The organism is Streptomyces sp. NPDC001549, from assembly GCF_042894025.1.
Lineage (GTDB): Bacteria > Actinomycetota > Actinomycetes > Streptomycetales > Streptomycetaceae > Streptomyces > Streptomyces kutzneri.
In genome coordinates, this window is the sequence record NZ_JBIAVJ010000018.1 from 1 (window position 1) to 25821 (window position 25821).

The following is a 25821-nucleotide window of genomic DNA, read 5'->3' on the forward strand; positions in this document are numbered from 1 at the left end:
CCAGATGTGGAAGCCCGGTAACGGGTGAAGCTGACTGGTACTAATAGGCCGAGGGCTTGTCCTCAGTTGCTCGCGTCCACTGTGTTAGTTCTGAAATAACGAACAGCTGTGTCCATGCCAGCGTTCAAATTTCATAGTGTTTCGGTGGTCATAGCGTTAGGGAAACGCCCGGTTACATTCCGAACCCGGAAGCTAAGCCTTTCAGCGCCGATGGTACTGCAGGGGGGACCCTGTGGGAGAGTAGGACGCCGCCGAACAACCCGCCCTTTTAGCTCAGTCGGTAGAGCGTCTCCATGGTAAGGAGAAGGTCAACGGTTCGATTCCGTTAAAGGGCTCCACTGAAAAAGGCCCCCGCCAATTGGCGGGGGCCTTTTTTGTTTTCCGGCACGGACGACGTGCTCCTGCCGTACGGCCGGCAGGGCCTCCGATGGCAGGAGGGGCGGGTTCGCAGCAGAGCTGCCTACCATGGACGTGAAGCGTAGATAAGGTACGTCCGGCGGCTTCGAGGTGCCCCCACGGGCCGCTCGGCTGGCCCAGGAGGCGTGATGACCGTACCCCCCGACGCAGCGGCACCACAGCACACGCAGGGCGACCCCGAGGACGTCCTCAAGCACATCGGAAGCACGTGGCACTGGGCGCTCGGCTTCGCCCTCGCGACCCTGATCCCCGGCATCCTGGTGCTCGTCTGGCCCGACGAGACACTGCACATCCTGGCCGTCATCATCGGTCTGCAGCTCCTGGTGGCGGGCGCCTTCCGGTTCGTCACCGCCTTTTCGCACAGCAGTGAGGGCGGCAGCAGGCTGGCGGGTGTCCTGATCGCCATGCTTGCGTTCCTCGCGGGCGTCCTGGTGCTGCGTCATCCGATGCAGACGATCGGCGCGCTGTCCTTGATCATCGGAGTGTTCTGGTTGCTGTCCGGAGTACTCGCGGCGTTCACCGCGATCGCCGACCACACGCTCGTGCACCGGGGCCTGCAGTTCGGCCTGGGTGCTCTCGGCGCCGTCGCCGGAGTCGTCGTACTCTGCTTCCCGGTGGACTCCGCCGTGGCCCTGACCCGGCTGCTGGGGCTCTGGCTCGTCCTGCTGGGCGTGTTCGAGCTGGTGATGGCCTTCGCGCTGCGTTCCTCCACCCGCCGGATCACGCCGGCCCGTCCGGGGTGACCGCCGGGCGTCGATGTACGCGTACTCCTGAAACCGACCTGAACCTGGGCCCGGCGCACGCCGGGCCCAGGTTTCTTGCCGAAATACGCGCCGGCTCTTCGCCTATTCGCCCGTGCGCTGTTCCGGGACGCGGAAGGCGAGGATCGCCATGTCGTCCGACGCGGGTTCTGCGGCGAAGCGTTCCACCGCGCGCAGAACGCGGGAGGCGACCGCGCCCGCGGTGAGGCCCGTACAGGTGGTGAGGACCTCGGCGAGGCCGTCGTCGCCCAGCATGCGGGTGCCCTCGCGGCGTTCGGTCACGCCGTCGGTGACGCAGAGCAGCACATCGCCGGGGTCGAGGGTGAGGGTCTGTTCGTAGAGGTCCAGGTCCTCGATCACGCCCAGCAGCGGCTGCGGGTCCGCGGCCGCGTCGACCTGGCCGTTCGGGCGGAGGCGCAGCGGGAGCGGGTGGCCCGCGCAGACCACCTTCATCAGGGCGCCGCCGTCGGGCTGGGGGTGGAGCTCGCCGTAGAGGAGGGTGAGGAAGCGGCTGCGGGCGCCCTCGTCGAGGATGGCCGCGTTGAGGCGTTCGAGGACCGCCGGGCCGCCGAGGCCCTCGCGGGCCAGCAGGCGCAGCGCGTGCCGGGCGAGGCCCGTGACGGCGGCAGCCTCCGGGCCCGTTCCGCAGACGTCGCCGATGGCGAAGCCGTACGCGCCGTCGCGGATCGGGAAGACGTCGTAGAAGTCGCCGCCGACCTCGTTGCCCTCGCCGGCCGCGCGGTAGATCACCTCGACCTCCATGCCGGGGATCGCGGGGGAGCCGGGCGGCAGCAGGCTGCGCTGGAGGGAGCGGCTGATCGCGGTGCGCTCCGAGTACAGACGGGCGTTGTCGAGGGCCAGGGCGGCGCGGCGGGAGAGGTCCTCGGCGAGTTCGAGGATCTCCTGGCGGAAGTGTTCCTCGCGCGGCTTGCCGAGGGTCAGCATGCCGATCACGCGGTTGCGGGCCAGGAGGGGGAGGACCACGGTCTCGCCGCCGACCGCGAGGGTCGCCTCGGCCCAGGGGCGGGCGCCGGCCTCGCGGACCGGTTCGGGCGGACTGACCCGGGAGAGCAGGTCCTTGAGGCCGTCGATGCGTTCCTCGTCCTCGTGGAGGACGTAGGAGAGGTACGGGTCGGAGGACTGGTCGGCGATCGTGTAGACGGCGCACCAGGTGGCCAGGGTCGGGACGGTCATCTGGGCCATCAGGGCCAGGGTCTGGTCCCGGTCGAGGGTGCCGGCCAGCAGGTCGGAGGCCTCGACGAGGAAGGAGAGGGAGCCGCGGCGCAGGCGTTCCAGTTCGCCGAGGCGGGCGGATTCGACGGCGAGGGCGATGCGGTCGGCGGCGAACTGGAGGTGCAGGGCCTCTTCGTTGGAGTAGCGGCCGGGGGTTTCGGCGGCGACGCCGAGTGAGCCGGTGAGGCGGCCTTCCACCTTGAGGGGGACGGTGACGGCGGAGCGCATGCCGGTTGCCTCCAGGAGCGGCACGGCTCCGGGGGAGGCGATGAGGTCGTCGTGGACGGCGGGCATGCGGGCGGAGCCGTAGCGGTTGGTGCCGGCCTCGACGGGGACGCGGGCGAAGCGCTGGCGGGTGGAGGGCAGACCGGTGGTGGCGCGGACCTCCAGCTCGGTCTCGTCGTCGGTGGCGAGCAGCAGGAAGGCGGCGTCGGCGTCGAGGAGGTCGCGGGCGCGCTCCACGGTGCGCTGGAGGAGCCCGTCGAGGTCGTCGGGGGCGGGGGAGCCGATGAAGACCTCGAACGGGTCCGTGGGGCGGGGGTCGGTGAAGTGGCCGCTGTCGGAGGTGGGTACCCGCACCGGGGTCTGGAGCAGGGCGCGCTCGTCGTCGTGGACGAGGAGGCAGACGATGGACGGTTCGCCGTGGGCGTCGCGGACCCGCAGGTGTGAGGCGAAGACCGGGATGACGCGGCCGTCGGCGCCGCGGACGCCGTAGCTGCCCTCCCAGCGGGACAGGCGCAGGGCCTCGGCGATGCCGGTTCCGGTGCCGGGGGTCTGGGGCCAGGCGGCGAGCTCGGCGAGCGGGCGGCCGAGCGCCTTCTCGGCGGGGTGGCCGAAGATGTGCTCCGCGTCCTCGTTCCAGGCGGAGATGGAGTCGGCCGAGTCGATCTGGAGGACGGCGACGCGGACCCGGCTGTCGGCCAGGGGCAGCAGCTGGTCGGGGACGACGGGGCCCGCGGAGCGGGTACCGACCGGCCGGTCTGGCAGGTCCAGGCGGAACCACACGTGCTTGTGGGTGGCGGTGTACTCGACGCCCCAGCGGGTGGCGAGGGCGGCGCACAGCATCAGGCCGCGGCCGTTCTCGCGGTCGGGGTCGGCGTAGGGGCGCTCGCCGGGGTGCTGGAGCGGGAGCTCGCGCTCCGGATACCGGTCGGCGACCTCGACCCGTACGCCGCCTTCGGCGCGCAGGCACAGGACCTCGGCCCGGGTGCCGGCGTGGACCACGGCATTGGTGACGAGCTCGCTGGTGAGGACCACCGCGTCGTCGACGATGTCCGCGAAGCCCCAGCCGTGCAGGGTGTCGCGGACGAACCCGCGGGCGGCGGCGACCGAGCGCCCGAGGGGATCGAAGCTGGCAGCCGCCCGTGCCGTGATCACGAGTCTCCTTCGACGCGGTTGGACATCGGGTGCCAGGTTACTTACCTTCGCGGTCGGCATGGTGCCGTCGTCGGGGATTCCACCCGCAGGGTACGGCGGGTGTGCGATGGTGCCGAAGTGTTATGGCCGGGTTCGGCCAGGGTGAAACACTGGGCAGGCTTGCAGAGCCGGCTTGTGACGAGTCAGGCGTCCGGTGGAAAAGTGGTCGACCCTTTCGGGAGGGACACGGTGGAGTCTGGCGCAGCGGTACGGCGTACGGGAACGCGGCCGAAGGGCGGACGTTCCCGGCGCAGTGGTACGACGGAGGTCGATACCGCCGCACTGAACCGGCTGCTCACGGCCCTGGTGTCGATGCGGGACGGGAATTTCCGCAAGCGGCTGACGGTGTCCGGCGAGGGCGTGATGGCGGAGATCGCCGCCGTCTACAACGAGGTCGCCGACCGTAATCTCCACCTGACCGGGGAGCTGTCCCGGGTGCGGCGGATGGTGGGCCGCGAGGGCAAGCTGAGCGAACGGCTGGAAACGGGTGCCTGTGAGGGCTCCTGGGCGGCCGCGATCGACGCCTCGAACCAGCTGGTGGACGATCTGGCCCGGCCGGTGTCCGAGGTGGGCCGGGTGCTGTCGGCGGTGGCCGAGGGCGATCTGGACCAGCGGATGGATCTGCGGACCCAGGCGGCCGAGGGGGCCGGGCATCCGCTGCGCGGGGAGTTCCTGAAGGTCGGGCGCACGGTCAACAACCTGGTCGACCAGCTGTCCGCGTTCACCGACGAGGTGACGCGTGTCGCGCTGGAGGTGGGTACCGAGGGCAAGCTCGGTGGTCAGGCCCAGGTGCGCGGGATGTCGGGTTCCTGGAAGGATCTGACCGACTCCGTCAACACGATGGCGTACCGGCTCACCGCTCAGGTGCGTGACATCGCTCTCGTCACGACGGCGGTCGCCAAGGGCGATCTGTCGCGCAAGGTCACGGTGCACGTGGCCGGCGAGATGCTCCAGCTGAAGAACACCGTGAACACGATGGTGGACCAGCTGTCGTCCTTCTCCTCCGAGGTGACCCGCGTCGCCCGCGAGGTGGGTACGGAGGGCGAGCTGGGCGGCCAGGCGAAGGTGCCCGGGGTCGCAGGTGTGTGGAAGGACCTGACCGACTCGGTCAACACCATGGCCGGGAACCTGACGGCCCAGGTGCGCGGGATCGCGCAGGTGACCACGGCGGTCGCGAACGGCGACCTGTCTCAGAAGGTACGGGTCAGCGCGCGCGGCGAGGTGGCGCAGCTGGCCGAAACGATCAATCAGATGACCGAGACGCTACGGACCTTCGCGGACGAGGTCACGCGTGTGGCCAGCGAGGTCGGGGCCAAGGGTCTGCTCGGCGGCCAGGCGCAGGTGCCGGGGGCGGCGGGGACGTGGAAGGACCTCACCGACTCGGTGAACACGGTCTTCCGCAACCTCACGACGCAGGTGCGGGACATCGCGCAGGTGACGACGGCGGTGGCGAACGGCGACCTGTCGCAGAAGGTCACGGTCGACGTGGCCGGCGAGATGCTGGAGTTGAAGAACACCGTCAACACGATGGTGGACCAGCTGTCTTCCTTCGGCGCGGAAGTGACGCGTGTGGCCCGTGAGGTCGGCGTCGAGGGTGAACTGGGCGGCCAGGCGCAGGTGCCGGGGGCGGCGGGGACGTGGAAGGACCTCACCGACTCGGTGAACACCGCCTTCCGCAACCTCACCGGGCAGGTGCGCAACATCGCGCAGGTGACGACGGCGGTGGCCAACGGTGACCTGTCGCAGAAGGTCACCGTGGACGTCTCCGGCGAGATGCTCCAGCTGAAGAACACCGTGAACACGATGGTGGACCAGCTGTCCTCCTTCGCCGACCAGGTCACGCGGATGGCGCGGGACGTGGGTACGGAGGGCCGGCTCGGCGGCCAGGCCCGGGTGGAGGGGGTGTCCGGCACCTGGAAGGAGCTCACCGACTCCGTCAACTTCATGGCCGGGAACCTGACCTCGCAGGTGCGCCAGATCGCCCAGGTGACGACGGCGGTGGCGCGGGGCGACCTGTCGCAGAAGATCGATGTGGACGCCCGGGGTGAGATCCTGGAGCTGAAGAACACCATCAACACGATGGTCGACCAGCTCTCGGCCTTCGCCGAGCAGGTGACCCGGGTGGCCCGCGACGTGGGTACCGAGGGCCGGCTGGGCGGTCAGGCGCAGGTGCCCGGGGTGGCCGGCGTATGGCGTGACCTGACGGACTCCGTGAACGGCATGGCCGGGAACCTGACCTCGCAGGTGCGCAACATCGCCCAGGTCGCGACGGCGGTGGCCCGCGGTGACCTGTCGCAGAAGATCGATGTGGACGCCCGGGGTGAGATCCTGGAACTGAAGAACACCCTCAACACGATGGTCGACCAGCTCTCGAACTTCGCGGAGCAGGTGACGCGCGTGGCGCGCGAGGTGGGCACCGAGGGCATCCTCGGCGGCCAGGCGGAGGTGAAGGGGGTCTCCGGTACCTGGAAGGACCTCACCCAGTCCGTCAACTTCATGGCGAACAACCTGACGTCCCAGGTGCGCAACATCGCCGAGGTGACCACGGCCGTGGCCATGGGCGATCTCTCCAAGAAGATCACCGTCGATGCCAAGGGCGAGATCCTCGAACTGGTCACCACCGTCAACACGATGGTGGACCAGCTGTCATCCTTCGCGGAGCAGGTGACGCGGGTGGCGCGTGAGGTGGGCTCCGAGGGCATCCTGGGCGGCCAGGCCCGGGTGCGCGGGGTGACGGGCATCTGGAAGGACCTGACCGACAACGTCAACCTGATGGCCAACAACCTGACCTCGCAGGTGCGCAACATCTCGCAGGTCTCGGCGGCGGTCGCCAACGGCGATCTGACGAAGAAGGTCACGGTCGAGGCGCGCGGCGAGGTCGCGCAGCTCGCCGACACCGTCAACACGATGGTGAAGACCCTGTCCTCGTTCGCGGACGAGGTGACCCGGGTGGCCCGCGAGGTGGGTACGGAGGGCCGCCTGGGCGGCCAGGCGCACGTGCCGGGCGTCTCGGGGACGTGGAAGGACCTCACCGACTCGGTGAACTTCATGGCCTCCAACCTCACCGGTCAGGTGCGGCAGATCGCCATGGTCACGACCGCCATCGCCAAGGGCGACATGACCAAGAAGATCGACATCGATGCGCGCGGCGAGATCCTGGAGCTCAAGACCACCATCAACACGATGGTCGACCAGCTGTCCTCCTTCGCCGACCAGGTGACGCGGGTGGCCCGTGAGGTGGGCACCGAGGGCATCCTGGGCGGTCAGGCCCGGGTCCGGGACGTCGACGGCACCTGGCGGGACCTGACCGAGTCCGTGAACGAGATGGCCGGGAACCTCACCAGGCAGGTGCGCGCGATCGCGGCCGTGGCCACCGCGGTGACCCGCGGCGATCTCAACCTGAAGATCGACGTGGACGCGGCGGGCGAGATCCAGGTCCTCCAGGACAACATCAACACGATGATCGCGAACCTGCGCGACACCACCTTGGCCAACAAGGAGCAGGACTGGCTCAAGGGCAACCTCGCCCGGATCTCCGCCCTGATGCAGGGCCGCCGGGAGCTCGACGACGTGGCCTCGCTGATCATGAGCGAGCTGACCCCGGTGGTCTCCGCGCAGCACGGCGCCTTCTTCCTGGCGCTGCCCGCCGGCGGTACCACCGAGATCGGGACGGAGGGGGGCGCGGACGGCTCGTACGAGCTGCGGATGCGCGGGAGTTACGCGTACGCGGGCGGTCAGATGCCCATCTCCTTCCGGCCGGGGGAGGGGCTGATCGGGGCGGTCGCCGAGGAGAAGCGGATGATCCTCGTCGAGAACACCCCGCCCGGCTACCTGAAGATCTCCTCGGGCCTGGGCGAGGCGCCGCCGGCGCACGTGATCGTGCTGCCGGTGCTCTTCGAGGGGAAGGTGCTCGGCGTCATCGAACTGGCCTCCTTCACGCCCTTCACCCAGATCCAGAAGGACTTCCTCAGCCAGATCGCCGAGATGATCGGTACGAGCGTCAACACCATCAGCGTCAACTCCAAGACGGAGATGCTGCTGAAGCAGTCGCAGGAGATGACCGAGCAGCTGCGCGAGCGCTCCGACGAGCTGGAGAACCGGCAGAAGGCCCTGCAGGCCGCCAACGCGGAGCTGGAGGAGAAGGCCGAGCTGCTGGCCCAGCAGAACCGGGACATCGAGGTGAAGAACACCGAGATCGAGGAGGCCCGGCAGGTCCTGGAGGAGCGTGCCGAGCAGCTCGCGGTCTCGATGCGCTACAAGTCCGAGTTCCTGGCGAACATGTCGCACGAGCTGCGGACCCCGCTCAACTCGCTGCTGATCCTGGCCAAGCTGCTCGCCGACAACGCGGAGGGGAACCTCTCGCCGAAGCAGGTGGAGTTCGCCGAGACCATCCACGGCGCGGGTTCGGACCTGCTGCAGCTGATCAACGACATCCTCGACCTGTCGAAGGTCGAGGCCGGGAAGATGGACGTCTCGCCGACCCGGATCGCGCTGGTCCAGCTCGTGGACTACGTGGAGGCGACCTTCCGGCCGCTGACGGCGGAGAAGGGCCTGGACTTCTCGGTACGGGTCTCCCCGGAGCTGCCCGCCACGCTGCACACCGACGAGCAGCGGCTGCTCCAGGTGCTGCGCAACCTGCTGTCCAACGCGGTGAAGTTCACCGACACCGGGGCGGTGGAGCTGGTGATCCGGCCGGCCGGCGCCGATGTGCCCAGCGCGATCCGCGAGCAGCTGCTGGAGGCCGGTTCGCTGCGGGAGGCGGACGCGGACCTGATCGCCTTCTCGGTCACCGACACCGGGATCGGGATCGCCGCGAGCAAGATGCTGGTGATCTTCGAGGCGTTCAAGCAGGCGGACGGGACGACGAGCCGCAAGTACGGCGGCACCGGGCTGGGGCTGTCCATCAGCCGGGAGATCGCCCGGCTGCTGGGCGGGGAGATCCACGCGGCCAGCGAGCCCGGCCGCGGGTCCACCTTCACGCTGTACCTGCCGCTGCACCCGAGCGAGCTGCCTCCGCAGGGGTACGCGCCGCCGACCCCCGGTGGCGCCCGTGGCGAGCTGTACCGCAGGTCGCCGGCCGCGGGCCGGCCGGTGCTGCCGGGCGCCCAGGCAGGGCCGGCGGCCATGCCGTCGGTGCAGGCGCAGCCGGTGCGGCCGGCGCTGTCGGCGGCCGAGCCGGCCGGGCAGGGGCAGGGCGGCGGGGCCGCGCTGTTCCGGCGGCGGCGCAAGGCGGCGAGCGATCTGGAGCCGCGTACGGCGGTGCCGGGCCAGCCGAACGTGGTGGGGGCCGAGGACGGCTGGGGCAGCGCGGACGAGGAACTTCCGGTGGTGCCCCGGACGTACGACTTCCACGGCGAGAAGGTGCTCATCGTCGACGACGACGTACGCAACGTCTTCGCGCTCACCAGCGTGCTGGAGCAGCACGGACTGGCCGTGCTGTACGCGGAGAACGGGCGGGAGGGCATCGAAGTCCTGGAGCAGCACGACGATGTGACAGTCGTACTGATGGACATCATGATGCCCGAGATGGACGGGTACGCGACGACCTCGGCGATCCGGCGGATGCCGCAGTTCGCCGGGCTGCCGATCATCGCGCTGACGGCGAAGGCGATGAAGGGGGACCGGGAGAAGGCGATCGACTCCGGTGCTTCCGACTACGTCACGAAGCCGGTCGATCCCGACTACCTGCTGTCGGTGATGGAGCAGTGGATGCGCGGCAAGTGATCGCCGGGAGAGCGGAAGGACACAGATCTCCGATCCACTGCGCCCGGGGCGGTGTGAGAGGGCCGTGAACGGGGAACCTTCTGCTCTCCCACCGCGTTTCCGCTTCGTGCACAGTGACATCTCGGTGACAGGGTGTGGCGATCTCGGGACTGGGGCTACGATGACCGGCACAAGGACGGACGGCGCAAGGATGCCGTCCTCTGGGGCGGGGCCCGGCGCACAGGCCGGAGCCCGGAGCCGGGGAGGCCCCATGCCGGGGCGAGGAGGACAGGGCATGGTGCAGAAGGCCAAGATCCTCCTGGTCGACGACCGGCCGGAGAATCTGCTGGCGCTGGAGGCCATCCTCTCCGCGCTCGATCAGACACTGGTCCGGGCGTCGTCGGGGGAGGAAGCGCTCAAAGCGCTGCTGACGGACGATTTCGCGGTCATCCTGCTGGATGTCCAGATGCCGGGCATGGACGGATTCGAAACGGCCGCGCACATCAAGCGGCGGGAACGGACCCGGGACATCCCGATCATCTTCCTCACCGCGATCAACCATGGTCCGCACCACACGTTCCGCGGCTACGCGGCGGGTGCGGTCGACTACATCTCCAAGCCTTTCGACCCGTGGGTGCTGCGGGCCAAGGTCTCGGTCTTCGTGGAGCTGTACACGAAGAACTGCCAACTGCGGGAGCAGGCGGCCCTGCTGCGGCTCCAGCTGGAGGGCGGCAGCTCCAACGGCGTGGACGCGGGCAAGGAGACGGCCGGACTGCTGGCCGAGCTCTCCGCCCGGCTCGCGGCGGTCGAGGAGCAGGCCGAGGCGCTGACCAAGCAGCTCGGCGAGGACTCGGCCGACGCCGGCGTGGTGGCGACCGCGGCCCACCTGGAGCGCAAACTCACCGGGCTGCGGAGGGCACTCGACGCGCTGGAGCCCGGGACCGCCGGAGGGGCTTCGGTCCTGCCCGCGCAGAACTGACCGTGCGCGGGTCGGTACTGGCGGTGTGTCAAAGCGGCTACGGAGCTGACGACACGAACGGGTGAAGGGGTGGGCACGCGTGTCCACCGGCGCGCGCACCGGTAACCTCGGGCCCATGGCCTCACGTACGTCCGGTAAGGGTTCCCAGAGCACTGCGGGCACCGCGAAGGGCCGCACCGGCCGTACGACGGCGCCGGCGAAGAAGGCCGCGCCCGCGCGCAAGCCCCCGGCCAAGAAGGCCGCTGCCGCCAAGCGCGCCCCGGTCAAGAAGGTCGCGGCCAAGCCCGCGCCCTCCCCGACCGGGGGTGTGGTGCGGCTGGTGCGCGCCGTCTGGCTGGGCTGCGCGCACGCGGTCGGCGCTGTCTTCCGCGGGATCGGCCAGGGGGCCAAGAACCTCGACCCCGCGCACCGCAAGGACGGCGTGGCGCTGCTGCTGCTCGCCCTCGCGCTGATCGTCGCCGCCGGTACCTGGTCGAATCTGAGCGGTCCCGTCGGGGATCTGGTCACGATGCTGATCACCGGTCTCTTCGGACGGCTGGATCTGCTCGTGCCGATCCTGCTCGGCGTCATGGCGGTGCGTTTCATCCGCCATCCCGAGCAGCCCGATGCCAACGGCCGCATCGGCATCGGGCTGTCCGCCCTCGTCATCGGCGTCCTGGGCCTGGTCCACATCGCCTGCGGGGCGCCCGGCCGGGACGAGGGCACCACCGCGATGCAGAACGCGGGCGGGCTCATCGGCTGGGGCGCCTCCAAGCCGCTGATCTTCACCATGGGCGCGCCGCTGGCCGTGCCCATGCTGGTGCTGCTCACGATCTTCGGGCTGCTCGTGGTCACGGCGACCCCGGTCAACGCGATCCCGCAGCGGCTGCGCAGGCTGGGCATCCGGCTCGGGATCATCGCCCCGAACGAGTACGACGAGGGCTACGGCGAGGCCGGGGGCGCCGCCGGCGAGCGGCACGACCCGGAGCAGTGGCGGGCCCGTGGCGGAGCCGGTGAGGGCTCCGGCGACCCCGCGGACGAGGCCGAGGAGGAGGCGCTCGCCCGGCGGCGCAGGCCCCGCAGGACCGCGGCCCGGCCCGCCATGGAGCGGGGGATGGACGCCGTCGACGTGGCCGCGGCGGCCGCCGCCGCGCTGGACGGGGTGGTCTACGGCGGAATGCCGCCCTCCCCGCTCGTCGCCGACCTCACGCAGGGGATCACCGCCGAGCGGGAGGGTGCGGAGCCCACCGCTCCGGTGCCGACCGCCCGCGCGGAGCGTCCCGTACCGGACACCACCCCCGCGGGCGCCCCCGAGCGCGCCTCCGAACCCGCCGCCGGGCAGCCGCACGCCACCACCGCCGCGGCCTCCGGGACGCTGTCGGTGCCCGACCTGACCAAGGCCCCGCCGCAGACCCAGGCGCTGCCGCCGCGCGCCGAGCAGCTCCAGCTGCGCGGGGACATCACGTACGCGCTGCCCTCGCTCGACCTGCTGGAGAAGGGCGGGCCGGGCAAGACCCGCAGCGCCGCCAACGACGCGGTGGTCGCCTCGCTGCGCAACGTGTTCACCGAGTTCAAGGTCGACGCGGACGTCACCGGCTTCACCCGGGGCCCGACCGTCACCCGGTACGAGGTCACCCTGGGCGCCGCGGTCAAGGTCGAGCGGATCACCGCGCTGACCAAGAACATCGCGTATGCCGTGGCCTCGCCGGACGTCCGGATCATCAGCCCGATCCCGGGCAAGTCCGCGGTCGGTATCGAGATCCCGAACACCGACCGCGAGATGGTCAACCTCGGTGACGTGCTGCGCCTCGCGGACGCGGCCGAGGACGACCACCCGATGCTGGTCGCGCTCGGCAAGGACGTCGAGGGCGGCTACGTCATGGCCAACCTCGCCAAGATGCCGCACGTGCTGGTCGCCGGGGCCACCGGTTCCGGCAAGTCCTCCTGCATCAACTGCCTGATCACCTCGGTCATGGTCCGGGCCACCCCGGAGGAGGTCCGGATGGTCCTCGTGGACCCCAAGCGGGTCGAGCTGACGGCGTACGAGGGCATCCCGCACCTGATCACGCCGATCATCACCAACCCCAAGCGGGCCGCCGAGGCGCTCCAGTGGGTCGTGCGCGAGATGGACCTGCGCTACGACGACCTGGCCGCCTTCGGCTACCGGCACATCGACGACTTCAACCAGGCCATCCGGGACGGCAAGATCAAACTGCCGCCGGGCAGCGAGCGGGAGCTCAGCCCGTACCCGTACCTGCTGGTGATCGTCGACGAGCTCGCCGACCTGATGATGGTGGCCCCGCGTGACGTCGAGGACTCGATCGTCCGCATCACCCAGCTGGCCCGCGCCGCCGGCATCCACCTGGTGCTCGCCACCCAGCGGCCCTCGGTGGACGTGGTCACCGGCCTGATCAAGGCGAACGTGCCCTCGCGGCTGGCCTTCGCCACCTCCTCGCTCGCCGACAGCCGGGTCATCCTCGACCAGCCGGGCGCCGAGAAGCTGATCGGCAAGGGCGACGGGCTGTTCCTGCCGATGGGCGCGAACAAGCCGGTCCGCCTGCAGGGCGCCTTCGTCACCGAGGACGAGATCGCCGGGATCGTCCAGCACTGCAAGGACCAGATGGCGCCCGTCTTCCGGGACGACGTCACCGTCGGGCAGAAGCAGAAGAAGGAGATCGACGAGGACATCGGTGACGACCTGGACCTGCTGTGCCAGGCGGCGGAGCTGGTGGTCTCCACGCAGTTCGGGTCCACCTCGATGCTCCAGCGCAAACTGCGGGTGGGTTTCGCGAAGGCCGGGCGGCTCATGGACCTCATGGAGTCGCGGGGAATCGTCGGCCCGAGCGAGGGTTCGAAGGCGCGCGACGTCCTGCTGAAGGCCGATGACCTGGACGGAGTGCTCGCCGTCATCCGCGGTGAGGCCCATCCGTAATCAAATCCCGGGCAACCGTTTCCCTTGGGCCCGCGTCAAGTTGAAGAGAGGTGGCGGTAGGCGCACGAGATCGCTCACAGCGCCGGGCCGCCGCACCCGAGCATGACCTCCCTTCGCCATTCGGATGGCGTAGGGAGTGCACCCTCCGGTTGCTCCACCCTTTCGTCACCCCCCTAGACTGGACTTCCAGCAGGTGGCTACACGCTCGAAAGGCGCCCACGTGTCCATCGGCAACTCCAACTCCCCCGAAGAAGAGCGGCCTTCGACCGACGACCGGTCCGAGGACCGCATCGTCGAACGTCCCGTCGAAGGACCGTCCATCGGGACGGCCCTCAAGAAGGCCCGGATCGCCGCCGGGCTCACAGTCGACGAGGTCAGTTCCACCACCCGCGTGCGCATCCCGATCGTGCACGCGATCGAAGAGGACGACTTCACGCGGTGCGGCGGCGACGTCTACGCCCGCGGTCACATCCGTACGCTCGCCCGCGCCGTCAACCTCGATCCGGCACCCCTGGTCGAGAGCTACGACGCGGCCCACGGCGGCCGGCCGGCACCCACGCCCGCCGCGCCGATGTTCGAAGCCGAGCGGATCCGCCCCGAGCGGCAGCGGCCCAACTGGACCGCGGCCATGGTCGCCGCCATCGTCGCCGTGATCGGCTTCGTGGGCTTCACCGCCTTCAGCGGTGGCGACGAGAAGGACAAGCGCCCCGTGGCGGAAGGTTCCGCCTCCCCCAAGCCCGCACCCAAGCAGACCGGCGCCAAGCCGGCCGCCCAGCCCCCGCAGACCCCGGCGGCGCCCAAGCCGGAGCCCTCGGACAGTGCGATCGCCGCCGCGCCCAAGGACCTCGTCACCGTGGTCCTGACGGCCGACACGGGCGAGAGCTGGATCTCCGCGAAGGACTCCACCGGCCGGCTGCTCTTCGACGGCACCCTCGCGCAGGGTGAGTCCAAGACCTTCACGGACAAGGAGTCCGTCGACCTCGTGCTCGGCGACGCCGGGGCCGTGAAGCTCTTCGTGAACGGCAAGGAGATCAAGGACGACTTCCAGCCGGGTCAGGTGGAGCGTCTGAAATACACGAAGGCCGACCCTGCCCAGGACCAGCCCCAGGCGGGCTGACGCGGGACCGCCCTAGGGCGGAAGGCTTGAATCCGGATCCCCGGGGTGCTGCGCCGCACCCCGGGGATCTTGCTGTACGGGGACTTGCGGCAGGGGCCGACGCCGGGACGAAGTAGTCTTGAGTCCATGCCCGAACGCCGTACCGTCGCCCTTGTCACTCTTGGCTGCGCCCGTAACGAGGTGGACTCGGAGGAGCTCGCAGGCCGCTTGGCGGCGGATGGCTGGGAGCTCGTCGAGGACGCCGCCGATGCGGACGTAGCCGTCGTCAACACCTGCGGCTTCGTCGAAGCCGCCAAAAAGGACTCCGTAGACGCCCTGCTGGAAGCCAACGATCTCAAGGATCACGGCAAGACCCAGGCCGTCGTCGCCGTCGGCTGTATGGCCGAGCGCTACGGCAAGGAACTCGCCGAAGCGCTCCCCGAGGCCGACGGAGTCCTCGGTTTCGACGACTACGCCGACATCTCCGACCGCCTCCAGACCATCCTCAACGGCGGCATCCACGCCTCCCACACCCCGCGCGACCGGCGCAAGCTGCTGCCGATCAGCCCGGCCGAGCGCCAGGCCGCCGAGGTCTCCCTCCCGGGACACGCCCAGGAGCCCGCCGAGGCCCCCGCCGACCTGCCGGACGGGCTCGCGCCCGCCTCGGGTCCGCGCGCGCCCCTGCGCCGCCGCCTGGACAAGAGCCCGGTCGCCTCGGTCAAGCTGGCCTCCGGCTGCGACCGGCGCTGCTCCTTCTGCGCCATCCCGTCCTTCCGCGGCTCCTTCATCTCCCGCCGCCCCAGCGATGTGCTGGGCGAGACCCGCTGGCTCGCCGAGCAGGGCGTCAAGGAGATCATGCTGGTCTCCGAGAACAACACCTCGTACGGCAAGGACCTCGGCGACATCCGGCTGCTGGAGACCCTGCTGCCGGAGCTGGCCGAGGTGGACGGCATCGAGCGCGTGCGCGTCAGCTACCTCCAGCCCGCCGAGATGCGGCCCGGCCTGATCGACGTACTCACCTCGACCCCCAAGGTCGTGCCGTACTTCGACCTGTCCTTCCAGCACTCGGCCCCCGACGTGCTGCGCGCCATGCGCCGCTTCGGTGACACCGACCGCTTCCTGGAGCTGCTGGACACCATCCGCTCCAAGGCCCCGACGGCCGGCGTCCGCTCCAACTTCATCGTCGGCTTCCCCGGCGAGAGGGAATCGGACTTCGCCGAGCTGGAGCGTTTCCTCACCCACGCGCGCCTCGACGCCATCGGCGTCTTCGGCTACTCCGACGAGGACGGCACCGAGGCCGTCACCTACGAGAACAAGCTGGACGAGGACACGATCGCCGAGCGGCTCGCGCACATGCAGCGGCTCGCCGAGGAGCTCACCTCGCAGCGTGCCGAGGAGCGCATCGGGGAGACCCTCGAAGTGCTCGTCGAGACCGTGGAAGCGGTCGACGAGGACGGCGAGGGCGCCTACGGGCGCGCCGCGCACCAGGCGCCCGAAACGGACGGCCAGGTGGTCTTCACCGACAGCACGGGCCTGGTCCCCGGGCGTATCGTCACGGCAAAGGTGGTCGGCACCCTGGGCGTGGACCTGGTGGCCGAGCCCCTCGGCATGGATCTTGAGGAGGCGGCCGGATGACCGGAGTCCCGGCATCTGCGGCGGGCGGGACCGGCCGCCGGCCCGTACCCGGCGCGAAGCTGGGGGCCGCGGCGGTCAATCAGGCCAGCCTGTGGAACATCGCCAACATCCTGACGATGATCCGGCTCGTGCTCGTGCCGGGCTTCGTCCTCCTGCTGCTCGCCGACGGCGGCTACGACCCGGCCTGGCGGGCCTGGGCCTGGGCGGCGTTCGCCGTGGCCATGATCACGGACATCTTCGACGGGCACCTGGCCCGGACGTACAACCTGGTCACGGACTTCGGCAAGATCGCCGACCCCATCGCCGACAAGGCGATCATGGGGTCGGCGCTGATCTGTCTCTCCTGGCTCGGTGACCTCCCCTGGTGGGTGACCGGGGTGATCCTCGGACGCGAGCTCGGGATCACCCTGCTCCGCTTCTGGGTCATCCGCTACGGAGTGATTCCGGCCAGCCGGGGCGGAAAGCTGAAGACCCTGGCCCAGGGAACGGCCGTGGGCATGTACGTACTCGCGTTGACCGGGGCGCTGGCGACCATGCGCTTCTGGGTGATGGCGATCGCCGTCGTGCTGACCGTCGTCACCGGTTTGGACTACATCCGGGAGGCGGTCGTGCTGCGCCGCCAGGGTCTCGCCGAGGAGCGGGCTGCGGAGCGGGCCGCGCGGTGACCCACGCGGCGGGGGATTTTCCGGCGGCGGAAGCCGCTTCGGGAGCGGTGGGTGCGGCCGGAGTGGCAGCGGATGCGCTGCACCTGCTTGCGGAGAGTGACCAGACCCTTGCTGTGGCGGAATCGCTGACCGGCGGCATGGTGGCCGCCGAGCTCACGGCCGTCCCCGGAGCCTCCCGGTCCTTCCGCGGCTCGGTCACGGCGTACGCGACGGAGATCAAGCACCTGGTCCTCGGGGTGGACGCGGGACTGCTCGAAGCCGAAGGCGCGGTGAACGCGCAGGTCGCGGCGGAGATGGCGGCGGGCGTGCGGCGCGTGATGGGCGCTTCGTGGGGGATCTCGACCACCGGAGTGGCCGGCCCGGAGCCGCAGGACGGGCAGCCGGTGGGCACCGTTTTCGTCGCGGTGGACGGTCCAGGGGGCAGGAAAACGGTCCGTCTGAGGTTGAAAGGCTCCCGCGCGGAAATCCGTAGGGAGAGTGCACGCACAGTGCTCAGGCTTCTCTCGGACCAACTCCGCGAGAATGCGCGGAGGCAGGATACGGAACAGAACGGGGGGATTTGATGTTTGCAGCCCTGAGTGAACACGACATCGCTCCCCGCACGGCCGCGGCGCGAGGCGGTACGGTGGGGCGTGAAGGATGCGGCTACACGGTCAGAGGAGGGAGCCACCGATGATTCTGCTCCGTCGCCTGCTGGGTGACGTGCTGCGTCGGCAGCGCCAGCGCCAGGGCCGTACTCTGCGCGAAGTCTCCTCGTCGGCCCGAGTTTCTCTCGGCTATCTCTCCGAGGTGGAGCGGGGGCAGAAGGAGGCATCCTCCGAGCTGCTCTCCGCGATCTGCGACGCGTTGGACGTACGGATGTCCGAGCTGATGCGCGAAGTCAGTGATGAACTGTCGCTGGCCGAGCTGGCACAGTCGGCCGCGGCAAGCGAACCGGTGAGTGTGCCGGTCCGCCCGATGCTCAATTCGGTCTCCATGGCTTCGGTCACGGGTGGGCCGGAGCGGGTGACCATCAAGGCGCCTGCGGAAGCGGTGAATGTCGTAGCCGCGTGAGCGAGCACGTGCGTGTTTGAGCGTGGCCGGAGCCCCGGCCGGTGCCTGGTGCACCGGCCGGGGCTCCCGGCCGTTCTGGGTGCGGGGGCGCGGGGGGTGCGGGAGGATGGGGCCGTCCGGGTTCCGGCCCCTGGGAGGCAGTCGTGCGGCGGTTGCTGCGCATACCCGCGGTGTCGGTCCTCGCGTTGACGGTGGGGGCGCTGTGGTGGTGGGCCGTGCTGCGGCTGGTCCTGGCGCCCGCCGAGTCCGGGGCCGTGGAGGGCGCGGTGGCGGTGGGCGGCTGGGGGCTGGGCCTGCTGCCGGTGCACTGTGTGCCGGGCCCGGTGCGGAAGGCGCGGCGGAAGGCGCTGCGGGCGGCCGACGGGGCTACCAGGGCATGGACACCCCACCGTTCGGGCGAAGGATCTGACCCGTCATGAAGGACGAGGCGTCCGAGGCCAGGTAGAGCACCGCCCGGGCGATGTCCTCGGGCTCGCCGACCCGGCGCAGCGGGGACATGCGGACCATCGCCGCCTCGGTCTGCTGCTGGACCTCGGGGCTGTGGCGGCCGGTCATGGGGGTGCGGATCCAGCCCGGGGCGACGGCGTTGACCCGTATGCCGTGGGGGCCGGCCTCGGTGGCGAGGGTCTTGGTCAGCTGGACGACGGCGGCCTTGGCGGCGCTGTAGCAGAGCAGGCCGGGCTGGGCGGCGTCCACGGCTCCGGAGGCCATGGTGATGAGGGAGCCGGGGCGGCCCGACGCGATCATGGAACGGGCGGCCTCCTGGCAGGTGCGCAGGACCCCCTTGAAATTGATGTCCAGGATCCGGTCGAGGTCCTCGTCGGTCGTCTCCAGGACGCTGCTCGTGTGCATGACTCCGGCGATGGCGGCCGTGACGTCGAGCGGGCCCGCCGCGGTGACGGCCGCCCGGAGCGCGGCCCGGTCGGTGACGTCGAGGGGGTGGACGGTGGCGGCGCCGCCGGCTTTGGCTACGAGGGCGGCCGTCTCGGCGAGGCCCTGCTCGTCGCGGTCCGCGCAGTGCACGTGCGCGCCCGCCTCGGCGAGCAGGACGGCGGTGGCGCGGCCGATGCCGCTGGCGGCGCCGGTGACCAGGGCGGTGCGGCCGGTGAGGCCGTACGGGGCTGTGGGTGTGGGCATGACCGGACCGTACGACCGTATCTGACGGACCGTCAATCGGTGTGCTCCGTCGGGTCCGGGACTTCGGAGACAGGGCCTGCGGGAGCGCCCTCAGGGTGTCGGGCCCTGCTGGCAGCGGGGGCACCAGTAGGTGGGGCGGCCGTCCTGGGGGGCCTCGCGGACGGGGGTGCCGCAGCGCAGACAGGGGCGGTGCGTGCGGCCGTAGACGAAGAGGTCCTGGCCGGGGCGGCGGCTGCCGGTCGTGTTGCGCGGGCCCGGCCGCTCGCCGGTGTTCGCGGACAGCAGCCGGTGGGCGGCGGCGGCCAGCCGGGGGAGAACGGACTCGGGGAGCTCGCCGACCGGGGTCCACGGGGTGACCTGGGCCAGGAAGCAGAGCTCGGCCTTGTAGATGTTGCCGATCCCGGCGAGGTTGCGCTGATCGAGCAGGGCCTCGCCGAGGGCGCGCTCGGGGGCGCCGAGGAGGTGGGCGGCGGCGAGGGCCGGATCCCAGTCGGGGCCGAGGAGGTCGGGGCCGAGGTGGCCCACGGCCCGGTCCTCCTCGGCGGTGCGGATCAGCTCCAGGACGGGGAGGCGGTAGCCGACGGCGGTGTGGTCGGCCGTGCCGAGGACGGCCCGGATCTCGTGGGCGGGGCCACCGCGCCACTTCTCGCCGGAGGCGAAGACGTGCCAGGCGCCGTCCATCCGGAGGTGACTGTGCAGGGTGAGGCCGCCCTCGAAGCGGGCGAGGAGGTGCTTGCCGCGGGGGGTGACGTCGAGGGTGACGCGACCGGTGAGGTCGGCGGTGGCGAGGCGGGGGACGCGCAGGTCGCTGCGGGTGAGTGCGCGGCCTGCGAGGGCGGTGTGGAGCCGGGTCGCCACGCGCCGGATGCTGTCGCCTTCGGGCATGGATTCATTGTGCCGCCGCCCGCCCCCTGCGGCGGCGCTCCGCGCGGGGTCGGCAGGGGCCCGGCCCCGGACCGGGCGCCCGGGGCCGGGTGCGGCACTGCCGCGGTCCGCCGGGGTCGCTCCGCACCGGGTGAAGCTGCCGACCCGGGTCCGGGCGGGGACGTGGTTCCGCCCCTAGGGGGTGTCTGTGCGGATCCGTGGGCCGGTTGCGGCGGCCGCTCCCCGCCGGGCGCGCTCCGCACCGGGTGAAGCTGCCAGCCCGGGTCCGGGCGTGGACGTGGCCCCGGCTCTCGGTGGGCGCCTGTGGTCGGCTGCGGCGGCCCCGTCCCCGGATCGGGTGCCCGGGGACGGGTGTGGCGGAGTGCGTGGACTGTTCTCCGGGCGCCATGGGCCCGGGGCTGGCGTTCGTGCCGGGGCCTGCCGGCCGGGCGGAGCCCGGCGGTGGGGCTACTTCCAGGTGATGCCCTTGCCGTTGCTCATGGCGTTGTACGGGTTGCCCCAGTACTCGGCGCCGGCGACCTTCACCTGGGCCGACGGGGCCAGGGCTATCGCGCAACTGGTCTGGGTCTGGCCGTTGGCGAAGCCCTTCGGCATGGACTCTTCCCTGCACTTCTCGAACTTGCCGATGACCGCGAGGCTCTGGGCCTCGGTGCCGTCCCCGAGCAGGCCCCTGACGTGGCCGACCGAGGCGTACGACATGTCCGTGGTGCCGATGTTCTTGACCGTGTAGCGGATGTAGTACGGGACCTTGCCGTTCGCCTTGTCGCCGAGGTTCAGTCCCTCCAGGTCGGCGGGCGTGCCCTGCTCGATCGCGGTGACGGTGAGGGCGAGCCGGCTGCCCTTGAAGTCTCCGTAGTCGTAGGGGATCTCCGCGGCCTCGCCGATCTTGAAGACCTGGCCCGGCTTCGCCGTGCCCGGGGCGCCGGCGGGGGCCGCGCTCCCGCCGGCGGAAGGGCTGGCCGAGGCGCCGGGCGTGGGCGAGGTGCCGCCGGGGCTGGACGTGGCCGGCTGTGCCGGGAGCTCTTCGTCGCCGTTCTTGCAGCCGGTCAGGACCAGGCTGCCGACGACGGCCAGACCGACCGCGCCGAGGGCGGTGTTGCGCATGCTGATGGTGCTCACTCTTCTCGTCCCCCATGACTGTGCATTGCCAGTGCAACGCCTGTGATCATCTTGATAAAGGATCAATAAGCAGATCGGCCAGCCGGGAAGCCGCCAGCGACGGCTTTGTGACATGTTCAGGACGTGAGTGGCACAGTCGGGACCGTTTGCGGCTGTCAGGAGCGCAGGCGCAACCCCCTCGGCGTGGCGTGGAACCCGGCCGCCTCCAGGGCCGGGCCCAGAGGAGAGGTCAGGGCCGCCGCTGCGTTGATCCGTTCCACCGTGAGGGCCGGGAGCGTGCCCGCGCGGGAGGCGCCCGCCAGGGCGGCCGTGGCCGCCGTGAGCCGGGGGTCCTCCGGGGCGGGCCAGGCCAGCAGGGTCTTGCCGCCGCGCTCCAGGTACAGGATGAGCTCCCCGTCCACCAGGACCACCAGGGAGCCCGCCTTGCGGCCCGGCTTGTGGGTGGCCCCGGCCGGGGGCTCGGGCCAGGGCAGGGCCGCGCCGTACGCGTTCGCCGGATCGGCGGCCGCCAGCACCACCGCCGCCAGCGGGGGCGGGGTCCGCTCGGCGGCCCGGAGCCGGTCCACCGCGCCGTCCATCGCGAACTGGGCCGCGCCCAGCCCCTCGACCACATAGCCCCGGCGTGCCTGGCCGCTGTCCTCGAAGGCCGACAGGACGCGGTAGACCGCGCTGAAGCCGCCCTCCACCCCTTCCGCGGCGACCGCCCCGCGGGTCACCACGCCGTGCCGGTCCAGCAGGGTGCGGGCCAGGGCATGGGCCCGGTGCGTCGGGTCGGGGGCCACGGCCGGCAGCAGGGACCAGCGCCCGGAGACCGTGGGCGGGCCGGTACGGGACACGGTCGCGCTGAGCGTGCCGTACCGGCCGCGGGGGACGGTGCGCCGGGCCCGGTGGGCCGTCGAGCCGGCCGTGCGGCCCGAACCGAGCAGCGAGCGCAACGGGGCCAGGGTGTCGTTGGTGAGTCGGCCCGACCAGGCCAGATCCCATACGGCCTCGGAGAGGGCGACGTCGGACACCTCGGGGAACTCGGCGCGGATCGACTGCGCGATCTGCCGGAAGAACAGGCCGTACCCGCCCGCCAGCGACGCCAGGACCGCCTGGTGGAGGGGGCTCTGCTCCAGCGGGTGCGGCGGGGGCAGCAGCATCGGGGCCGCCTCGGCCAGATAGAGCGAGACCCAGCCGTCCTTGCCCGGGAGGGCGCCGGCGCCCGCCCAGACCACCTCGCCCGCGGTGGTCAGTTCGTCCAGCAGGCCCGGGGAGTACCCGCTCACCCGCGACGGGAGGATCAGGCGTTCCAGCGCGGAGGCCGGGACCGGGGCGCCCTGGAGCTGTTCCACCGCCCGGGCCAGCCCGTCGAGGCCGCGCAGGGCTCCGCCCAGGTGCTGCCACTGGGGGAGGAAGGTGGCCAGCGAGGTCGGCGGCACCGGCTCCAGCTCCTGGCGGAGCGCGGCGAGGGAGCGGCGGCGGAGCCTGCGCAGCACCGTCGCGTCGCACCACTCCTGGCCGATGCCCGCCGGGTGGAACTCGCCCTGCACCACCCGGCTGGCCGCGGCCAGCCGGTGCAGGGCGCCCTCGGTCACCGCCGCGCCCAGGCCGAAGCGGGCGGCGACGGTGGCCGTGGTGAAGGGCCCGTGGGTGCGGGCGTACCGGGCCAGCAGGTCCCCGAGCGGGTCCTTGACCGGCTCGGTGAACGCCTCCGGGACACCGACGGGCAGTGCCGTGCCCAGCGCGTCCCGCAGCCGGCCCGCGTCCTCGATCGCCGCCCAGTGGTCCGCGCCCCCGATCCTGACCGGGATGGCGCGGCGGGCCGCGGCGAGCTCGCGGGCCCAGTCCGGATCCGCCCCGCGCTCGGTCAACTGGTCCTGCGTCAGCGGGCCCAGCAGGCGCAGCAGGTCGGCCACCGACTCGGGATCCTTGGCCCGCCGGTCCTCCGTGAGCCACTGGAGCTCCCGCTCCAGTTCCTCCAGCACCTGCGCGTCGAGCAGTTCGCGCAGCTCCGCCTGGCCGAGCAGCTCGGCCAGCAGCCGGGAGTCCAGCGACAGGGCGGCCGCCCGGCGCTCGGCCAGCGGCGAGTCCCCCTCGTAGAGGAACTGGGCCACGTACCCGAAGAGGAGGGAACGGGCGAACGGGGAGGGCTCCGGGGTGGTGACCTCGACCAGCCGGACGCGGCGCGCCTCGATGTCCCCCATCAGCTCGGTCAGGCCGGGCACGTCGAAGACGTCCTGGAGGCACTCCCGTACGGCTTCCAGCACGATCGGGAAGGAGCCGAACTCCGAGGCCACCTGGAGCAGCTGGGAGGCGCGCTGGCGCTGCTGCCACAGCGGGGTGCGCCGGCCGGGGCTCCGGCGCGGCAGCAGCAGGGCGCGGGCCGCGCACTCGCGGAAGCGGGAGGCGAACAGCGCGGAGCCGCCGACCTGGTCGGTGACGATCTGGTTGATGTCACCGTGGTCGAAGGCGACATCGGCCGCGCCCAGCGGGGCCTTCTCGTCGTCGAACTCGAACCCGTGCGCGGCGGCCGGGTCGTGGTCCAGGAGGTCCACGGACAGCAGGTCCGCGTCCGGCAGCCGGAGCACGATTCCGTCGTCCGCGTGCATCACCTGTGCGTCCATGCCGTACTTCTCGGCGAGGCGGGCGCCCAGCGCCAGTGCCCACGGGGCGTGCACCTGCGCGCCGAACGGGGAGTGGACCACGACCCGCCAGTCGCCCAGTTCGTCGCGGAACCGCTCGACCACGATCGTCCGGTCGTCGGGGACGTGACCGCAGGCCTCGCGCTGTTCGGCGAGGTACGCCAGCACGTTCTCGGCGGCCCAGGCGTCCAGGCCGGCGGCCAGCAGCCGCAGCCGGGCGTCCTCGTCGCTCAGGCCGCCGAGCTCCCGGAGGAACGCGCCGACCGCGCGGCCCAGTTCGAGGGGCCGGCCGAGCTGGTCGCCCTTCCAGAACGGCAGCCGGCCCGGCACCCCGGGGGCCGGGGTGACCAGGACTCGGTCGCGGGTGATGTCCTCGATCCGCCACGAGGTGGTGCCCAGGGTGAAGACGTCCCCGATGCGGGACTCGTAGACCATCTCCTCGTCGAGCTCCCCGACCCGGCCGCCGCCCTTCTTGGGGTCGGAGCCCGCGAGGAAGACACCGAAGAGACCGCGGTCGGGGATCGTGCCGCCCGAGGTGACCGCGAGGCGCTGGGCACCCGGCCGGCCCGTGACCGTCCCGGCCACCCGGTCCCAGACCACACGCGGCCGGAGCTCGGCGAACGCGTCCGACGGATAGCGCCCGGCCAGCATGTCCAGCACCGCCGTGAACGCCGACTCCGGCAGCGCCGCGAAGGGCGCCGCCCGCCGCACCAGGGCGAGCAGGTCGTCCAGTTGCCAGGTGTCCATCGCGACCATCGCGACCAGCTGCTGCGCCAGTACGTCGAGGGGGTTGGAGGGCACCCGCAGCGACTCGATCGCCCCTGTGCGCATCCGCTCGGTGACCACCGCCGCCTGCACCAGGTCGCCGCGGTACTTGGGGAAGACCACCCCGGTGGAGACCGCGCCCACCTGGTGCCCGGCCCGGCCCACCCGCTGCAGCCCGGAGGCCACCGAGGGCGGCGACTCCACCTGCACCACCAGGTCCACCGCGCCCATGTCGATGCCCAGCTCCAGGCTGGAGGTGGCGACCACGGCGGGCAGCCGGCCCGCCTTCAGGTCCTCCTCCACCAGCGCCCGCTGCTCCTTGGACACCGATCCGTGGTGCGCGCGGGCCAGCAGCGGCGGTGCGCCCAGGGCGCCGCCCGACTGGGCCATGATCTCGGCCGGCGGCTTGCCCTCCGGCAGCTTCTCGCCCAGGGCGCGTTCGTACGCGATCTCGTTGAGTCGGTTGCACAACCGCTCGGCGAGCCGACGGGAGTTGGCGAACACGATCGTCGAGCGGTGCGCCTGCACCAGGTCGGCGATCCGCTCCTCCACATGCGGCCAGATCGACGGCTTGTCCCCGCCCTCCTTGCCCTCGGTCGCGGGGGAGCCGCCCAACTCGCCCATGTCCTGCACCGGGACGACCACCGACAGGTCGAACTCCTTGGCCGACGGCGGCTGGACGATCTCCACCTTGCCGCGCGGCGCCAGGTACCGGGCCACCTCGTCCACCGGCCGGACCGTCGCCGACAGTCCGATCCGGCGCGCCGGGCGCGGCAGCAGCTCGTCCAGCCGCTCCAGGGAGAGGGCGAGATGGGCGCCGCGCTTGGTCCCCGCGACCGCGTGCACCTCGTCCAGGATCACCGTCTCGATCCCGGCCAGGGCCTCCCGGGCCGCCGAGGTCAGCATCAGGAACAGCGACTCGGGCGTGGTGATGAGGATGTCCGGCGGGCGGGTGGCCAGCGCCCGCCGTTCGGCGGGCGGGGTGTCGCCGGAGCGGATCCCGACCCGGATGTCCGGCTCGGGCAGGCCCAGGCGGACCGACTCCTGGCGGATCCCGGTCAGCGGGCTGCGCAGATTGCGCTCCACGTCGACGGCCAGCGCCTTCAGGGGCGACACGTACAGCACGCGGCAGCGCTTCTTCGACTCGGCGGGCGGCGGGGTCGACGCGAGCCGGTCGAGGGCGGCGAGGAACGCGGCCAGGGTCTTGCCGGAGCCGGTGGGAGCCACCACCAGTACGTCGGAACCCTTCCCGATGGCCCGCCACGCGCCCTCCTGCGCGTCGGTGGGCGTGACGAAGGCCCCCGTGAACCACGAGCGGGTCGCGGGGGAGAACGAGTCGAGCGCAGCGCCTGCCATGCCCCCATCGTGCACCCGGCCACTGACAACGTGTCCGGACCTGGGGAAACGTGAGTCGGCGCGGGG

Annotated in this window: 14 protein-coding genes, 1 tRNA gene and 1 rRNA gene; 11 read left to right on the plus strand and 5 right to left on the minus strand. The window is 71.6% G+C overall.

Annotation, left to right across the window (positions count from 1 at the left end):
• The first annotated feature begins 140 nt into the window (after positions 1 to 140).
• The 3 genes from rrf to ACFY04_RS26430 all read left to right on the plus strand — a co-directional run bounded on the left by rrf (position 141) and on the right by ACFY04_RS26430 (position 1160).
• A 5S ribosomal RNA gene (rrf, locus tag ACFY04_RS26420) occupies positions 141 to 257 on the plus strand.
• A gap of 5 nt (positions 258 to 262) precedes the next feature.
• Positions 263 to 338: transfer RNA gene (locus tag ACFY04_RS26425), tRNA-Thr, on the plus strand.
• A gap of 207 nt (positions 339 to 545) precedes the next feature.
• Positions 546 to 1160, plus strand: coding sequence for an HdeD family acid-resistance protein (locus ACFY04_RS26430; RefSeq protein WP_389120221.1), 615 nt, complete (start codon positions 546 to 548; stop codon positions 1158 to 1160).
• Positions 1161 to 1262: 102 nt separating this feature from the next.
• Here ACFY04_RS26430 and ACFY04_RS26435 read toward each other — a convergent pair whose 3' ends face one another.
• Positions 1263 to 3848, minus strand: a complete 2586-nt coding sequence (locus ACFY04_RS26435; RefSeq protein ID WP_389120223.1) for a SpoIIE family protein phosphatase — start codon at positions 3846 to 3848, stop codon at positions 1263 to 1265.
• 168 nt (positions 3849 to 4016) lie between these two features.
• On the opposite strand from ACFY04_RS26435, the gene ACFY04_RS26440 reads away from it, so the two are divergent.
• From ACFY04_RS26440 to ACFY04_RS26475, 8 genes are all read left to right on the plus strand, one after another.
• Complete coding sequence (locus ACFY04_RS26440; RefSeq protein ID WP_389120225.1) at positions 4017 to 9551, plus strand: HAMP domain-containing protein; 5535 nt, start codon at positions 4017 to 4019, stop codon at positions 9549 to 9551.
• A gap of 274 nt (positions 9552 to 9825) precedes the next feature.
• A complete protein-coding gene (locus ACFY04_RS26445) occupies positions 9826 to 10509 on the plus strand; it encodes a two-component system response regulator (RefSeq protein WP_189738679.1) in 684 nt (227 codons plus the stop codon).
• Positions 10510 to 10624: 115 nt separating this feature from the next.
• Positions 10625 to 13420 (plus strand): DNA translocase FtsK, encoded by a 2796-nt coding sequence (locus tag ACFY04_RS26450; RefSeq protein ID WP_389120228.1) that lies wholly within the window; start codon positions 10625 to 10627, stop codon positions 13418 to 13420.
• Positions 13421 to 13640: 220 nt separating this feature from the next.
• Positions 13641 to 14537 (plus strand): RodZ domain-containing protein, encoded by an 897-nt coding sequence (locus ACFY04_RS26455; RefSeq protein WP_389120231.1) that lies wholly within the window; start codon positions 13641 to 13643, stop codon positions 14535 to 14537.
• A 126-nt stretch (positions 14538 to 14663) separates the two neighbouring features.
• Complete coding sequence (gene rimO, locus ACFY04_RS26460) at positions 14664 to 16151, plus strand: 30S ribosomal protein S12 methylthiotransferase RimO (protein ID WP_389120234.1); 1488 nt, start codon at positions 14664 to 14666, stop codon at positions 16149 to 16151.
• Positions 16148 to 16816, plus strand: coding sequence for a CDP-diacylglycerol--glycerol-3-phosphate 3-phosphatidyltransferase (gene pgsA, locus ACFY04_RS26465; RefSeq protein ID WP_389120235.1), 669 nt, complete (start codon positions 16148 to 16150; stop codon positions 16814 to 16816). The genes rimO and pgsA overlap by 4 nt, the downstream gene beginning before the upstream one ends.
• A gap of 47 nt (positions 16817 to 16863) precedes the next feature.
• The gene (locus ACFY04_RS26470) at positions 16864 to 17379 is read left to right on the plus strand and encodes a CinA family protein (RefSeq protein WP_389120513.1); all 516 of its coding nucleotides are present in this window, start codon (positions 16864 to 16866) and stop codon (positions 17377 to 17379) included.
• 109 nt (positions 17380 to 17488) lie between these two features.
• On the plus strand, positions 17489 to 17869 hold the full coding sequence (locus ACFY04_RS26475) for a helix-turn-helix domain-containing protein (RefSeq protein WP_030012484.1): 381 nt from the start codon (positions 17489 to 17491) through the stop codon (positions 17867 to 17869).
• Between the two features lie 366 nt (positions 17870 to 18235).
• Here ACFY04_RS26475 and ACFY04_RS26480 read toward each other — a convergent pair whose 3' ends face one another.
• The 4 genes from ACFY04_RS26480 to ACFY04_RS26495 all read right to left on the minus strand — a co-directional run bounded on the left by ACFY04_RS26480 (position 18236) and on the right by ACFY04_RS26495 (position 25755).
• Complete coding sequence (locus tag ACFY04_RS26480; RefSeq protein WP_389120237.1) at positions 18236 to 19006, minus strand: SDR family NAD(P)-dependent oxidoreductase; 771 nt, start codon at positions 19004 to 19006, stop codon at positions 18236 to 18238.
• 90 nt (positions 19007 to 19096) lie between these two features.
• The gene (locus tag ACFY04_RS26485) at positions 19097 to 19891 is read right to left on the minus strand and encodes an Fpg/Nei family DNA glycosylase (protein ID WP_389120238.1); all 795 of its coding nucleotides are present in this window, start codon (positions 19889 to 19891) and stop codon (positions 19097 to 19099) included.
• Between the two features lie 447 nt (positions 19892 to 20338).
• Positions 20339 to 21010 (minus strand): hypothetical protein, encoded by a 672-nt coding sequence (locus ACFY04_RS26490; RefSeq protein WP_389120240.1) that lies wholly within the window; start codon positions 21008 to 21010, stop codon positions 20339 to 20341.
• 155 nt (positions 21011 to 21165) lie between these two features.
• Positions 21166 to 25755, minus strand: a complete 4590-nt coding sequence (locus tag ACFY04_RS26495; protein ID WP_389120242.1) for an ATP-dependent helicase — start codon at positions 25753 to 25755, stop codon at positions 21166 to 21168.
• Positions 25756 to 25821: the final 66 nt, after the last annotated feature.